We start from the raw sequence: 15502 nt of genomic DNA on the forward strand, positions 1-15502 counted from the left end.
CCGGGAACGATCGATGACCGACTACGAAAAGATCGACTTCTCTCCGCTTGACGCGCTCGCGGAAGGCGAGGTCGTCACGCACTCGCGCGTGCGCGACGTCCGCCTGCCCTCCGGCAAGGTCCTCGCGCTCATCACGCTCGACAACGGGCGCGACCACACCCGTCCCAACACCCTGGGGCACACGACGCTCAAGGAGCTCGGCGCGACGCTCGACGCGCTCAAGACGCGTGCGGCCGCGGGCGAGATCCAGGCGGTCGGGGTGACCGGCAAGCAGTACATCCTCGCGGCAGGTGCGGACCTGTCCGACATCTCGCGCGTCGGCTCGAAGGACAACGCCCGCCTCATCGCCCAGCTCGGCCACCACGTGTTCGGCAAGCTCGACGAGCTCGGCGTTCCCTCCTTCGCGTTCGTGAACGGGCTCGCGCTCGGCGGCGGCCTCGAGATCGCCCTGAACTCGACGTACCGCACGGTCGACGCGTCGGCTGCCGCGCTCGCGCTCCCCGAGGTGTTCCTCGGCCTCATCCCCGGCTGGGGCGGCGCCTACCTGCTGCCGAACCTCATCGGCATCGAGAACGCGCTCGACGTCATCATCTCGAACCCGCTCAAGCAGAACCGCACGCTCAAGCCGCAGCAGGCGTTCGACCTCGGGATCGTCGATGCGATCTTCCCGGCGGCGAACTACCTCGAGGACTCGCTGCGCTGGGCCGACGGCGTGCTGTCGGGCGCGATCAAGGTCGAGCGCAAGAACAAGCCGGGCAAGCTCGAGCGCACCATGAAGTGGCCGGTCGCGATCAAGGTCGCGCGCGGCATGCTGGAGTCGAAGATCGGCACCGTTCCCCGTTCGCCGTACGTCGCACTCGACCTGCTCGACAAGGCGCGCAGCGGCACGAAGGCCGAAGGCTTCGAGCGTGAGGACGAGGCCCTCGCCGAGCTCGTCGCAGGCGACCAGTTCGCCGCGTCGATGTACGCGTTCGACCTCGTGCAGAAGCGCGCGAAGCGCCCGGTGGGCGCACCCGACAAGGAGCTCGCGAAGAAGGTCACGAAGGTCGGCATCGTCGGCGCCGGCCTCATGGCGAGCCAGTTCGCGCTGCTGTTCGTGCGCAAGCTCCAGGTGCCCGTGCTCATCACCGACCTCGACCAGGAGCGCGTCGACAAGGGCGTGGCTTACATCCACGAAGAGATCGGCAAGCTCGAGGCGAAGGGTCGTCTCGACGGCGACACCGCCAACAAGCTCCGCGCTCTCGTGACCGGCACGACCGACAAGAGCCTGTACGCGGACTGCGACTTCGTCATCGAGGCCGTCTTCGAGGAGGTCGGCGTCAAGCAGCAGGTCTTCGCCGCGATGGAGCAGATCATCGCCGAGGACGCGATCCTCGCGACGAACACCTCCTCTCTCTCGGTCGAGGAGATCGGCTCCAAGCTCGCCCGCCCCGAGCGGCTCGTCGGATTCCACTTCTTCAACCCGGTCGCGGTCATGCCGCTCATCGAGATCGTGAAGACGCCGCAGACGGCGGATGCCGCGCTCTCGACCGCGTTCGTCGTCGCGAAGAACCTCGGCAAGAACGCGGTCCTGACCGCCGACGCGCCGGGTTTCGTCGTCAACCGACTCCTCGCGAAGGTCATGGGCGAAGCCGCCCGCGCCGTCTACCAGGGCACCCCTCTCCTGACGGTCGAGAAGGCCTTCCAGCCGCTCGGCCTTCCGATGACGCCGTTCCAGCTCATCGACCTCGTCGGCTGGAAGGTCGCGGCCCACGTGCAGGACACGATGGTGCGCGCGTTCCCCGACCGCTTCTACGCGAACGAGAATTTCCACGCGCTCGCGGAGCTGCCCGAGGTCGTCGAGAAGGACAAGAACGGCAAGGTCACCGGCTGGACGAAGGCCGCCGAGAAGACGCTCAAGGGAGCGGTCGGCTCGACTCCCGCGACCGAGGGCGAGATCCTCCGCCGCGTGCAGGACGGCCTCGCACAGGAGATCAAGATCATGCTCGACGAAGGGGTCGTTCCCGAGGTCGAAGACATCGACCTGTGCCTCATCCTCGGTGCCGGCTGGCCCTTCATCGACGGCGGCGCATCCCCGTACCTCGATCGCGAGGGCGCATCCGAGCGCGTCTTCGGCGACACCTTCCACCACCCGCCCATCAAGGGCGTCGGTGCCTGACCTGTTCCAGCAAAGACAGGAGAAGGGCGGTCCCCACGGGGCCGCCCTTCTCGTCGTCTGTGCGCTGCCGGAAAGTCACACCGCGGTCGACGGCGACTGAACCGCGCGGACCCGCAGGTCGCGCGCGAGATGGTCGCGCTGCTCCACGACGATTCGGCGCAGCGCCGCAGGTGCATCCTCGTTGTTCGCGAGCCACCCGTCCACGAGATCGAGGGAGTCCCGCTCGGGGAACAGTCCGCGTACGAGGCGTGTGGCGATCTCGATGCTCCGCTCTTCCCACACGCCGCGGATGCGCGCGAAGTACTCCTCGTCGAAGGCCGCGATGAGGTCCCGTCGCCCGCCGGCGCGCACACCGGCGATCGTCGCGCTGAGATGGTCGTTCGTGAGCGTTGTGTCATCCCACGCCGCGTGCCACGCGGCGCCCCGAACCTCGGGGTCCGGTCGCGCCGCGAGTACCGTGCGGTGCGCGGTGCGGCCCTTCGCGGTCGGGTCGCGCCGGAGCTCCTCGTCGGCGTCCTCCGCGGTGGCGTGGCCGGTGGCTGAAAGGGCCGCGAGCCATGTCCAGCGCAGCTCCGGATCCAGCTGCAGGCCGTGCGGAGCCGCGAGCGTGCCCGCGAGCATATCGCGCAGCTCCTCTGCGCGCGCGTCGTCGTGCGAAGCCGCGACGCCGACGGCGCGCGCCCAGGCCAGTTGCGCATCGCCGCCGGCTTCGGCCGTGTGCATGCCCTCCCACGCGGTCTCCAGCCACGCGGCCCATTCCCGAGGCCGGGCGTCGTCCGCCACGTAGTGCCCGATCGCGAACGCCGCGTTGGCGAGCACGTCGGAGCGGAGAGCGGAGTGGGTCTCTGCGCGAGCGTGGCGCCGGACGATTTCCACGTATCGTGCGGCCGGCAGCTCGCCGTCGCGTGTCGCATTCCACAGCGCCGACCACACCAGCCCGCGAGCGAGGGCGTCGTCCAGCGTCGACAGCGACCGCTCGACCGTCGCGAGCGACGCATCGTCGAGCCGCACCTTGGCGTATGTGAGATCTCCGTCGTTGGGGAGGACGAGGTCCGCAGGGGCGAGCGCACCGAGCGGCGTGCGCTCTGCAAGGACATCGGCGTCGACGGCAGCCGTGCGCTTTAGTCGACCGTCTCGCAGCGCGTACAGCCCGATGCGGAGCCGATGCGGACGCGGATCGGTCTGAACGAGGACGGCGCCTTCGGTGTCGCGCTCGAGCCGGATGGTGGAGACGCCGGTCGTCTCGAGCCACGCACGCGACCATGCGTGCACATCGCGCCCGGATGCCTCCTCGAGGTGGCGGAGAAGATCGCCCAGCGTCGTGTTCCCGAAGGCGTGCGCCGCGAAGTACCGCCGGGCGCCCTCGAAGAACGCCGCCTCGCCGACGAACGCCACGAGCTGCTTGAGCACCGACGCGCCCTTGGCGTACGTGATGCCGTCGAAGTTCAGCTTCGCTGCCTCGAGATCGTGGATGTCGGCGACGATCGGATGCGTCGTGGGCAGCTGATCCTGCTGATACGCCCACGCCTTGCGCCTGGTCGCGAACGTCACCCACGCATCCGGAAACCGCGTGACCGCGGCGGTCGCGTGCGCGCCCATGTAGTCGGCGAAGGACTCCTTGAGCCACAGGTCGTCCCACCAGCGCATCGTGACGAGGTCGCCGAACCACATGTGCGCCATCTCATGGAGGATCGTGTTCGCACGCGCTTCGTGCTGCGCGACCGTCGACGCACCGCGGAAGATGTAGGACTCGGTGAAGGTGACCAGTCCGGGGTTCTCCATCGCGCCGATGTTGTACTCGGGCACGAAGATCTGGTCGTACTTGCCCCACGGATACGGGTACTCGAATGCATCCGTGAAGAAGTCGAGGCCCTGGCCGGTGATCTCGAGGATCTCGTCGGAGTCGAGGTGCTCCGCGAGTGAGGCCCGGCAGTGAACGCCGAGCACGATCTCCTGCTCGCCCCGGCGCCACTCCCCCTCGACCCGGTGGTACGGTCCGGCCGCGACCGCCGTGATGTAGCTCGAGATCGGAAGCGTCTCGGCGAACTCCACGCGCTGCGCATCGCGGTGGGCGTCGGTCGACGCGACCTCCTGGTTGGAGAGCACGAGCCAGCCGGCGGGCGCGGTCACGACGAACGTGTACCGCGCCTTCATGTCGGGCTGCTCGAAGCACGCCATGACACGGCGGGCGTCGGCGGGCTCGTAGTGCGTGTACAGGTAGGTCTGGTCGTCGACGGGATCGACGAAGCGGTGCAGCCCCTCCCCTGACCGGCTGTACGCCCCGCGCGCCGCGATCCGCACCGTCTGGCGTCCGCGGAGGCCGGTGAGCCGGATGCGGGACCCGTCCCATTCGACGGGTCGTGAGACGCCGTCGACCTCGACGGAGTCGACGCCCTCGCCGATGAAGTCGACCCACGTGTCGACACCGCCGCCTGCGGCATCCGTCTCGATCTCGAGAATGCTGACCGTCGCGAACCCGCTCTGGTCGGGATCGGGAGCGGTCGTCACGTCCAGCTCGACGCGGGCGGTGCGGACGGTCACGGATGCGGACCGCGCGGCGGTCTCCTCGCGGGTCAGATTGGCGGTGCTCACCCGTCCATGCTTCCACGGCGGGGAGCCCGCTCCCGACGCGCGCGGCGACAGGGCGTCAGCGGCTCTCTTCGTCGGCGCGGGCGAACGCCTTGAGGGTCGGCAGCTCGTTCGCGGCGGCACCGCGCGCGACGGGGACGCGGGTGCCGAGCACCTGCGCGACGACGTCGTGCGCGATCTTCGACGGCGTCAGCCCCGCGTCGGCGAGGATCTGCTCGCGACTCGCGTGATCGATGAACTCGTCGGGCACGCCCAACTCGTCGACGGCTGTGTCGATACCCGCCTCGCGCAGCACCTGGCGCACGCGCGTGCCGATTCCGCCGACCCGGATGCCGTCCTCGATCGTGATCACGAGGCGGTGCGCCGCCGCGAGCTCGACGATCGACGGCTGCACCGGGATGACCCACCGTGGGTCCACCACGGTCGCTCCGATGCCCTGCGCGCGGAGGCGGTCGGCGACGTCGACGGCGATGTGCGCCATGGGGCCGATGCCCACGAGGAGCACATCCTGCGCGTCGGACCGCACGAGCACGTCGACGCCGTCGGACAGGCGCTCGATCGCGGGAAGCTCGGGCGCGACCGCGCCCTTCGGGTAGCGGATGACGGTGGGGGCGTCCGTGACGGCCACCGCCTCCTGAAGCTCCTCGCGCAGACGCTCCGCGTCGCGCGGCACGGCGATTCGGATGTGCGGGACGAGCTGGAGCATCGCCAGGTCCCAGATGCCGTGGTGACTCGGGCCGTCGGGCCCCGTGACGCCCGCGCGGTCGAGTGCGAAGGTGACTCCGGCGCGGTGCAGCGCGACGTCCATGAGCACCTGGTCGAACGCACGGTTCATGAAGGTCGCGTAGATCGCGACGACCGGATGCAGCCCGCCGTACGCGAGCCCGGCGGCCGCCGCGACCGCGTGCTGCTCGGCGATGCCGACGTCGTACACGCGGTCGGGGAAGCGCTGCGCGAACGGGAGAAGCCCGGTCGGCCGGAGCATCGCGGCCGTGATCGCGATGACGTCGTCGTTCGCCTCGCCGACCCGCACAAGCTCGTCGGCGAAGACGTCGGTCCAGTCATCCGTGGCGCCCGTCTTGCCGACTGTCTTGCCGGTGACCGGATCGATCTTTCCGACGGCGTGGAACTGGTCGGCCTCGTCGTCGAGCGCCGGCTGATAGCCGCGGCCCTTCTCGGTGATCGCGTGCACGATGACCGGCGCGCCGTACTGCTTCGCGAGCTCGAGCGTCTCGATGAGCGACGCGAGATCGTGTCCGTCGACCGGGCCCAGGTACTTGATGTCGAGGTTCGAGTAGAGCGCCGCGTTGTTGGTGAACCGCGAGAGGAATCCATGCGTGCCGCCCCGCACCCCGCGATACACGGCGCGGGCGGCGGGGCCGAGCTTGCGGAAGAGGTTGTCGGATCCGCGGTGCAGGTTGCGGTACGCCTCGGCGGTGCGCACGCGGTTGAGGTAGCGCGCCATGCCGCCGATCGTCGGCGCATAGGAGCGGCCGTTGTCGTTGACGACGATCACGAGGTTGCGGTCGTTGTCGTCGGAGATGTTGTTGAGCGCCTCCCACGTCATGCCGCCCGTGAGCGCGCCGTCACCGACGACGGCCACGACGTGCCGATCGCGACGGCCGGTGCGCGTGAGAGCACGCGAGATGCCGTCGGCCCAGCTCAGCGAGCTCGACGCGTGCGACGACTCGACGACGTCGTGCGGGCTCTCGGAGCGCTGCGGGTACCCGGCGAGTCCGCCGCGCGCGCGAAGCTTCGAGAAGTCCTGCCGCCCCGTGATGAGCTTGTGGACGTACGACTGATGCCCGGTGTCGAACACGATGGGGTCGTCCGGCGAATCGAAGACCCGGTGGATCGCGATCGTGAGCTCGACGATGCCGAGGTTCGGGCCGAGATGACCACCCGTGCGGGCGACGTTCTCGATGAGGAACGCGCGGATCTCGGCGGCGAGCTGCTCGAGCTCGCGGACACTCAGCGAATCGAGGTCACGCGGACCCTTGATCGACGGAAGAAGCGGCATCCGTCTCCCTTCGCAGTCGCCTCGTGGCGCATCCGACCATCGGATGACCCGACACAGTTTAGTCCGCGGGGGCTGTGCGGCCGGTCCGAGAAACCCGTACCCACTCCGCGTGGCGATTCCCTTCTCCGTCCGCGTGACCGACCCCCGCCGGCTGGGCGAGATCGCCCTGCGGGCGCGCGAATGCCTGCGCGCGCGAGGCATGGAGCCGCTCGGCGAGCTGGAGCAGGTGCACGTGCGGCCGTGGTCGACGGTGTTGACGATCGAGACGGATGCAGGCCGCGCGCGCTCCAGCGGGCGCGCCCCACTTCGATGTCTACGGCTCCCCCGCCGGCGTACACGCGTTCGACCTACGTCGCCGAGTGGGAGGTCGACGGCGACAGCGACAGGCTCCTCGCCGACGCGAAGCTCACACGCGGTCAACCGCTCGCAGACGTGGGCGGCGTGGCCGGACGACACGACGGATGCCGAGCTCGCCGAGCACGGCGGCCCCGGCGAAGAGCACTCACGAGCGTGCTGGATCTCCTGGGGATGCGAGAGGCCCCGGAACCGCGGGGTTCCGGGGCCTGACGCGCGAGGCGTGCGACGCTCAGACGAGCGAGCGGAGCACGTACTGCAGGATGCCGCCGTTGCGGTAGTAGTCCGCCTCGCCGGGCGTGTCGATGCGCACGACGGCGTCGAACGTGACCGTCTGCTTGCCCTCGGGCGAGAACTCGCTGGGCTCGGCCGTGACCTTGACGGTCTTCGGCGTGATGCCGTCGTTCAGCTGCTCGAGACCCTCGATCGAGATGATCTCGGTGCCGTCGAGGCCGAGCGACTTCCAGCTCTCGCCGGCCGGGAACTGCAGCGGCACGACGCCCATGCCGATGAGGTTCGAACGGTGGATGCGCTCGAAGCTCTCGGCGATGACCGCCTTCACGCCCAGCAGGCGCGTGCCCTTGGCGGCCCAGTCGCGCGACGAGCCGGAGCCGTACTCCTTGCCGCCGAACACGACCAGCGGGATGTTCTGCGCCTGGTAGTTCATGCACGCGTCGTAGATGAACGACTGCGGGCCGCCCGGCTGCGTGAAGTCGCGCGTGTAGCCGCCCTCGACGATCTGGCCGTCGTTGACCGCCGCAACGATCTCGTTCTTCAGGCGGATGTTCGCGAACGTGCCGCGGATCATCACCTCGTGGTTGCCGCGACGCGAGCCGTACGAGTTGAAGTCCTTCTGCGCGACGCCGTGCTCGGTGAGGTACTGCGCGGCGGGGGTGCCGGCCTTGATCGAGCCGGCCGGGCTGATGTGGTCGGTCGTGACGGAGTCGCCCAGCGTCGCCATGACGCGCGCGCCCGTGATGTCGGTGACCGGCTCCAGCTCCATCGTCATGCCGTCGAAGTACGGAGCCTTGCGGACGTACGTGGAGTCCTCGTCCCACTCGAACACGGGGCCGGTCGGCGTGGGCAGGTTCTTCCAGCGCTCGTCGCCCTCGAAGACCGTCTTGTACTGCGTGATGAACTGCTCACGCGAGATCGACGAGTCGACGACTTCCTGCACCTCTTCGGGCGCCGGCCAGATGTCCTTGAGGAAGACGTCATTGCCGTCCTGGTCCTTGCCCAGCGGGTCGGTCTCGAAGTCGAAGTGCATCGAGCCGGCCAACGCGTACGCCACGACGAGCGGAGGCGAAGCGAGGTAGTTCATCTTGACGTCGGGGCTGATGCGGCCCTCGAAGTTGCGGTTGCCCGAGAGCACCGCGGTCACGGCGAGGTCGTGCTCGTTGACCGCCGACGACACCTCCTCGATGAGCGGACCCGAGTTGCCGATGCAGATCGTGCAGCCGTAGCCGACCGTGTAGAAGCCGAGCGCCTCGAGGTCCTTGTCGAGGCCCGACTTCTCGTAGTAGTCGGTGACGACCTTCGAGCCGGGCGCGAGCGTCGTCTTCACCCACGGCTTCTGCTTGAGGCCCTTCTCGCGCGCCTTGCGGGCGAGCAGACCGGCGGCGACCATGACCGACGGGTTCGACGTGTTCGTGCACGACGTGATCGCCGCGAGGGTCACCGCGCCGTGGTCGATGGTGTAGGGCTGACCGTCCTTCGGCTCGATCGTGATCGGCTTCGTGACCGACTTCGGACCGCCGCTGTTGATGTGGACGGGGCGCGTGTCGGGGTCTTCCTCACCGGGGACGGCACCGGGGTCGGATGCCGGGAACGAGTGCTTCGACTCGAGGTCGACGATGTCCTCCGACGTGCACGGTTCGGCGTACGCGAGGATGTCCTCTTCGAACTTCTCCTTCGCCTCCGACAGCAGGATGCGGTCCTGCGGGCGCTTCGGGCCGGCGATCGACGGAACGACCGTCGACAGGTCGAGCTCCATGTACTCGCTGAAGTTCGGCTCGTTGGCCGGGTCGTGCCACAGCGACTGCTCCTTGGCGTACGCCTCGACGAGCGAGACCGTCTCGTCGGAGCGGCCCGTGAGGCGCAGGTAGTCGAGCGTCACGTCGTCGATCGGGAAGATCGCCGCGGTCGAGCCGAACTCGGGGCTCATGTTGCCGATGGTGGCGCGGTTGGCGAGCGGGACGGATGCCACACCCTCGCCGTAGAACTCGACGAACTTGCCCACGACGCCGTGCTTGCGCAGCATGTCGGTGATCGTGAGCACGACGTCGGTCGCCGTGACGCCCGCGGGGATCTCGCCCGTGAGCTTGAAGCCCACGACGCGCGGGATGAGCATCGACACGGGCTGGCCGAGCATGGCCGCCTCGGCCTCGATGCCGCCGACGCCCCAGCCGAGCACGCCGAGGCCGTTGACCATCGTCGTGTGCGAGTCGGTGCCGACGCACGTGTCGGGGTAGGCGCGGAGCACGCCGTTCACCTCACGGTCGTAGACGACCTTGGCGAGGTGCTCGATGTTCACCTGGTGCACGATGCCCGTGCCCGGAGGCACGACCTTGAAGTCGTCGAACGCGGTCTGGCCCCAGCGCAGGAACTGGTAGCGCTCGCCGTTGCGCTCGTACTCGATCTCGACGTTGCGCTCGAGCGCGTCCTCGCGCCCGAACAGGTCGGCGATGACCGAGTGGTCGATGACGAGCTCGGCCGGCGAGAGGGGGTTGATCTTGTTGGGGTCGCCACCCAGCTCGGTGACGGCCTCGCGCATCGTCGCGAGGTCGACGATGCACGGAACGCCGGTGAAGTCCTGCATCACGACGCGCGCCGGCGTGAACTGGATCTCGGTGTCGGGCTCGGCCTTCGGGTTCCACGACCCGAGGGCCTGGATCTGCTCCTTGGTCACGTTCGCGCCGTCCTCGGTGCGAAGCAGGTTCTCGAGCAGCACCTTGAGGCTGAACGGAAGCTTCTCGTAGCCGGCGACCTTGTCGATGCGGAAGATCTCGTAGTCGGTGCTGCCGACCGTCAGGGTGCTCCTGGCACCGAAGCTGTCAACCGTGGACACGTCAGTCTCCTCTGTCGGCGGGGTGGGCGCGGGCGCCTCGCATCCCCATCTTCCCCCGCGCGCGGACCGACGGCCAGTGAGGTCGCCCTAATCCCGCACGCGAGCGCAATTTATCTTGATATCAAGATAAATGTATCACTCCCCCGCCGCGGCCTCCGGTTCGCGCGGGGTCTTCGCGTAGGCCGCGCGCACCGCGAGCCACGTCACCGCGACGAGCGGTGCGAACAGCGGCAGCCCCATGATGAGCTTGAGCGTGCCGAGTGCGGTCACGTCTCCGGCGAGGTAGAGCGGGAACTGCAGCGCGAGCCGCGCGTAGAACAGCGCCGCCCACGCGATCGCGAGCCAGAAGAAGACGCGGCGCTTGCGCTTGTCGCGTCGCCACGCCGTCCCCTCGCCCATGAGGAATCCGGATGCGAGGCCGATCAGCGACCACCCGATGAGAGCCGACACGAGGAACGCCGTGCCGTACAGCGCATTGGTGATGAAGCCCGGGATGAAGTTCGTCTCGGCACGTCCGGTGAGAAGCGCAAGCGCCGCGGCGGCCGCGACGGCGATGAGACCACCGAGCGCCGCGGATACGGGCGAGCGCTGGATGAGGCGAATGATTGCGAAGATCGCAGCGACGCCGACCGACAGCCCGAGCGACAGCCACAGATTGCCTTGAGAGGTCGCGCCGTCCTCCGTCGCAGGCTCCAACGTGACCGTGTACGCGACGATGAACACGAGCCCCGGAAGGACGGACTCCAGCACACCGCGCCAGCCGCCCATCGCGGCCCACACGACGTGGTGCGTCTGCGCCTCCTTCGACGGGTCGAGGCCCGCCCTGCGAGCGGCGGCGCCGAGCGCCGCGCCCATCAGGTCCGAGGCGGACTGCTCGCGCGGCGCGGGCTCGTGCTGCTCGGGGGCGCCGGATGGGGCATCCGTCGGGTCGCTCACGCCGATCCCGGGGTCGCGGGCATCCGCAGCGGAATGAGGTCGCGCGGGGGCATGGGCGATCCGCCGCGGACCACGACGATCGAGCGGAAGAGGTCCTCGACCTTCGCGGCGGCCTCGACGTCGACCGCTGCGGCGCCGCCGATCACGCCGCGCAGGAACCAACGCGGACCGTCGACGCCCACGAAGCGCGCGATGCGCTTTCCGGCCTGGCCGCCCGCGCCCGCGACGACGGGCACCTCGGCGAGGAGCTCGGCGCCCAGCGGACCCTCGCGCTCCTCGACGCGGCCGCCCTGCTGGCGGATCTGCGTGCGGATCTGCTCGCGCGTCTCCTCCCACAGTCCCGCGTTCCGGGGCGCTGCGAACGGCTGCACCTGGAGGGTCGAGTCGGCGTAGTCGAGACCGACGGCGACGATGCGCTTGGTCTGCTCTTCGACCTCGAGACGGAGGTTCAGACCCTCGCGCGGCAGCACCTTGATGCCGCCGAGGTCGATGTAGGGGCGGACCGGGTTGGCCTCGGACTCGTCGAACGGACCGGCGGTCGCCCGATCTGCGGGAGCGCTCTTGGGAGCGTCGGGGGGCGGTACGTCGGTCATGCGGGGACTCCGTCCTTATTGGAACCGTTCGAGCTGAAACCGGTCGAGCCGAAGCCGCCTTCGCCTCGCACGCTCTCGGGAAGCGTCTCGACCGGGATGAATCGCGCCCGCGGCACGGGCATGACGATGAGCTGGGCGATGCGGTCGCCGACGTTCACATCGAACGTGTTCTCCGCGTCGGTGTTCAGCAGCGACACCTTGATCTCGCCACGGTAACCTGCGTCGACTGTTCCGGGGGCGTTGACGATCGTGATCCCGTGCTTGGCGGCCAGTCCGCTGCGCGGCACGACGAAGGCCACGTACCCCTCCGGGAGCGCGATGCGCACGCCCGTGCCGACCAGCGCACGCTGACCGGGCTCGAGGCGCACCGATTCGGCCGCGACGAGATCGGCGCCGGCGTCGCCGGGGTGCGCGTAGGCGGGAGCCTCGGGGGCGATAATGAGGACGTCCACCGTTTCAGTCACGCATCGAGGGTAATGCAGAAGCCAGCAGGCCATGGCGGCGGCGAGTCCGCCCAGCCGACGTATCGCGAACGCCTGAGCCCCTCGCTGTGGGTGCTCGCCGCCGCGGCGGTGTGTGCGCCGATGGCCGCACTCGTCGTCGCCCCGATCGACACGACCATCGCGCTCATCGCGGGACTCGCGGTCGGCCTGCTCGTGGTCGTCGCCCTGATCGTCGTGTCGCCCGTGGTCGAGGTGCGCGACGGCGAGCTGCGGGCGGGACGCGCCCACATCCCCGTCTCACTGCTCGAGAATCCTCACGCGCTCACGGGCGAGGACGCGCGCATCGCACGGGGTTCGGGCCTGCATCCGCGGTCATGGCACCTCATCCGCGGAGGGATCGACGGGATCGTCGTGGTGGATGTCGCCGATCCGGACGACCCGACCCCGTCGTGGGTCATCTCATCGCGGACGCCGGATCGGCTCGCAGCGGCGGTGCGCCGCGCTCAGGTCAGGCGCACTCCACACAGATAGGGCCGCTGGCCTCCTCGTGGTCGAGTTGCGAGCGGTGCTTCACGAGGAAGCAGTTCGAGCACGTGAACTCGTCCTCCTGAGGAGGCAGGACGACGACATCGAGCTCGACGTCGGAGAGGTCTGCACCCGGCAGTTCGAAGCCCGAGGGGTTGTCGGCATCTTCGACGTCGACAGAACCCGAGAGCTTGTCGGGCACGCGCTCCTTGAGAGCTTCGATCGACTCGCTGTCGTCCTCGGTCTTGCGGGGGGCGTCATAGTCGGTTGCCATGCGTGAACGTCTCAACTTCCGGTTGTGCAGCGTGCCTATGCCCGTCGGGCGGCGATAGTTTGCACGACTGCTGTGCTTTTCGCAAATGCTGATCGCGATTCGCTCGGCGGTTAAACTCGCGGCACGCGTCGGATATTCCCGCCGCCCGGGATGCCCTGTGTCAGCATGGTCACCACCGCCGGATCGGAGAGGCGTCCCCCATGGAACAGCTCAGAGTCATCGGAACCGAAGACGACGTGCTCGTCCTGGCCACCGAGTCGGGCGAGCGCTTCGCACTTCCCGTCGACGATGCCCTGCGCATGGAGTTGCGGCGCGCCCACCGCGACCGCACGGCCGAGGCTTCCGCACCCAAGGCCAGCCCGCGCGAGATCCAGGCCCACATCCGGGCCGGGCTGTCGGCCGATGAGGTGGCGAACCTCCTCGGCATCCGTGTGGAGGACGTCGCCCGCTACGAGGGCCCCGTACTGGCCGAGCGCGAGCACATCGTCGGGCAGGCGCTCGCCGTGCCCGTGCTGCTCGGCGGCGAGCTCGAGCACGACGCGCTGCCGACGTTCGGCGCGGCCGTGCGCGCGAAGCTGAGTGAGGCGGGTGCCACGGGCGAACGGTGGACGAGTTGGAAGGACCACTCGGGCTGGATCGTGAAGCTCGAGTTCACCGCGAACGACGTCGATCATGACGCCCGCTGGGGCTTCGACCCCCGACGCACGACGCTGTCGCCCCTCAATTCCGACGCGATCCAGCTGTCTCGCCAGGGCTCGTTGCCCGAAGGCCTCATCCCCCGTCTGCGTGCCCTCGACGCGGCCCCGCCGAAAGACGACTCGCGCTTCGACAGCGGCGCCTTCGGTCCGCGCCGTCCGCCCGAGGCGGACCTGGAGTCGCCCGAGCTGCCCACTCCGGTCGCCCCCGCGGTGCAGAAGGCCGCGATCAAGCGCGCCGAAGAGACTGTCGTGACCTCCGCCGAGACGGCCGACCTGCTCGAGGCACTGCGCCGCCGGCGCGGTCAGCGCGAGCCCGCACCCACCGCGGAGGAGTCGGCGCCCGTGCGCACGCACGCGCCCGTCGCGCTCTTCGACGCGCTCGAGCCGGGCTACGACGAGGCGCCGACCGAAGAAGAGCCCGAGACGGAACCCCCGCAGCGCCACGAGCCGGCGCCCCTTTCGCTTCCCACCCAGTCCGCCGTGGGCGAGTCGTCGGGTCGCCGCAAGGGCCGCGCCGCGATGCCGTCCTGGGACGAGATCGTCTTCGGCGCCCGCACCGAGGAATGACCCAGGCCGGGTCAACGCACCCCGGACGGGTTGAGGCGACTCGGGTCAACGCTGAGCGGGCGAAGCGAGACGAAGTGCAGCCGTCCCTCACTCCTACTGTCGCGCGAACGCGCCGAGGCGGATGAGCGGCACGATCCGCTCCTCGTCGGTGAGCGATCCGTGCTGCCCGACCATCCGCTGCGGCGCCTTGTCGGCAAGTCGGTCGTCGTAGTACGCGATGCCGGATCGCGCCGCGACGAGCACGTCGCCGATGCGCGCCCGCACAGCCTCGTCGACCTCGCCGAACAGCCCCGCAGCGATCGCCTCGTCGCGTGACACGATCCACGACCGCGACGCCTCGACATCGCGCCACGCCGTCAGCACGTGACCGGCCGCCCCGGGCTCGGCGTAGAGGTGGAGCATCCGCGGTTCCCCGCCGATGTGACGCACGCCTTCGACCAGCGGGCTGCCCTCCTCGAGCAGCACATGACGGTGGCGCGGAACGTCGATCATGCCGTGGTCGGCCGTCACCACGAGCCCGACGCCGGGCGCCAGCGACTCCGACAGTCTCCGCGCGGCGGAGTCGACGCGCTCGAGCGCCGTGCTCCAGCCGTCGGACTCCCAGCCGCGCCGGTGACCGATCGCGTCGAGATCCGGCACGTAGAGGTAGATGAGGGCGCCCGGATGCCGCGCCGCCAGCTCGGCCGCGCGATCCACTCGCGTCGTGAAGTCGTTCTCGCCGACGAACGCCGCACCGCGCATCGTCGCGACGGTGAATCCCGTGTTCTCGTACTCGGACTTCGTCACGACGAACACCGGGCGCCCGGCGGTCGCCTCGCGCAGCAGGAGGGGCTCCGCGCGCTGCCACGTCCACGGGTCGAGCCCGTCGGTGTCCCACCCGCGGAGCTGGTTGAGCACGCGGTCGGATTCCGGCTCGAGCGCGCGGTAGCCGACGATCCCGTGCCGGCCCGGGCCTTCGCCCGTGAGGAGGCTCGACAGCGCCGACGCGGTCGTCGACGGGAACACCGTGCGGGCGACGTCCTTCCTCGCGCGAACCGACGTGAGGAACCGCGCGTGACCGGAGCGCGACGAGAGGTTGTGCACCCCGAGGCCGTCGACCACGAAGAGGATCACGCTCGATGCCGGAGGGAACCACGGCGCATCCGGCCCGCCCGACGATGTGTGCGGCGTCGACCCCTCCCCACGGCGCAGCGCGTCGATCAGTTGCGGCACGAGCCCGGTGAGGCTCCGGGCCGACGGCGGGTCCGCCGGTAGGCTGAGGGACATCGGGGCCAGTCT

The 15502-nt window shown here is 69.6% G+C and carries 11 protein-coding genes; 3 read left to right on the forward strand and 8 right to left on the reverse strand.

From position 1 onward, the window contains the following. Nucleotides 1–13: 13 nt before the first annotated feature. The gene (locus VNR19_RS17035) at nt 14–2158 is read left to right on the forward strand and encodes a 3-hydroxyacyl-CoA dehydrogenase NAD-binding domain-containing protein (protein ID WP_325728464.1); all 2145 of its coding nucleotides are present in this window, start codon (nt 14–16) and stop codon (nt 2156–2158) included. A gap of 75 nt (nt 2159–2233) precedes the next feature. Here VNR19_RS17035 and pepN read toward each other — a convergent pair whose 3' ends face one another. The 6 genes from pepN to dut all read right to left on the reverse strand — a co-directional run bounded on the left by pepN (nt 2234) and on the right by dut (nt 12181). Beyond that, nucleotides 2234–4750, reverse strand: coding sequence for an aminopeptidase N (pepN, locus tag VNR19_RS17040; protein WP_325728465.1), 2517 nt, complete (start codon nt 4748–4750; stop codon nt 2234–2236). 55 nt (nt 4751–4805) lie between these two features. Then, nucleotides 4806–6767, reverse strand: coding sequence for a 1-deoxy-D-xylulose-5-phosphate synthase (gene dxs / locus VNR19_RS17045; RefSeq protein WP_325728466.1), 1962 nt, complete (start codon nt 6765–6767; stop codon nt 4806–4808). Nucleotides 6768–7353: 586 nt separating this feature from the next. Then, nucleotides 7354–10188, reverse strand: a complete 2835-nt coding sequence (locus tag VNR19_RS17050) for an aconitate hydratase (protein WP_325728467.1) — start codon at nt 10186–10188, stop codon at nt 7354–7356. Nucleotides 10189–10323: 135 nt separating this feature from the next. Beyond that, complete coding sequence (locus VNR19_RS17055; RefSeq protein ID WP_414684201.1) at nt 10324–11124, reverse strand: DUF3159 domain-containing protein; 801 nt, start codon at nt 11122–11124, stop codon at nt 10324–10326. Further along, the gene (locus VNR19_RS17060) at nt 11121–11717 is read right to left on the reverse strand and encodes a DUF3710 domain-containing protein (protein WP_325728468.1); all 597 of its coding nucleotides are present in this window, start codon (nt 11715–11717) and stop codon (nt 11121–11123) included. The genes VNR19_RS17055 and VNR19_RS17060 overlap by 4 nt, the downstream gene beginning before the upstream one ends. Continuing rightward, a complete protein-coding gene (dut, locus tag VNR19_RS17065; protein ID WP_325728469.1) occupies nt 11714–12181 on the reverse strand; it encodes a dUTP diphosphatase in 468 nt (155 codons plus the stop codon). Before dut ends, VNR19_RS17060 begins: the two co-directional genes overlap by 4 nt. 12 nt (nt 12182–12193) lie before the next feature. On the opposite strand from dut, the gene VNR19_RS17070 reads away from it, so the two are divergent. Further along, nucleotides 12194–12691 (forward strand): DUF3093 family protein, encoded by a 498-nt coding sequence (locus VNR19_RS17070; protein ID WP_325728470.1) that lies wholly within the window; start codon nt 12194–12196, stop codon nt 12689–12691. Here the strand turns inward: VNR19_RS17070 and VNR19_RS17075 are convergent. After that, entirely contained in the window at nt 12669–12959 is a 291-nt protein-coding gene (locus tag VNR19_RS17075; protein WP_325728471.1) for a DUF4193 domain-containing protein, read from the reverse strand. The genes VNR19_RS17070 and VNR19_RS17075 overlap by 23 nt on opposite strands. A 200-nt stretch (nt 12960–13159) precedes the next feature. On the opposite strand from VNR19_RS17075, the gene sepH reads away from it, so the two are divergent. Further along, a complete protein-coding gene (gene sepH / locus VNR19_RS17080; RefSeq protein ID WP_325728472.1) occupies nt 13160–14224 on the forward strand; it encodes a septation protein SepH in 1065 nt (354 codons plus the stop codon). Between the two features lie 93 nt (nt 14225–14317). Here sepH and VNR19_RS17085 read toward each other — a convergent pair whose 3' ends face one another. After that, on the reverse strand, nt 14318–15490 hold the full coding sequence (locus VNR19_RS17085) for an alkaline phosphatase family protein (protein WP_325728473.1): 1173 nt from the start codon (nt 15488–15490) through the stop codon (nt 14318–14320). Nucleotides 15491–15502: the final 12 nt, after the last annotated feature.

Source organism: Microbacterium sp. (assembly GCF_035556355.1).
In the GTDB taxonomy this organism is placed as follows: domain Bacteria; phylum Actinomycetota; class Actinomycetes; order Actinomycetales; family Microbacteriaceae; genus Microbacterium.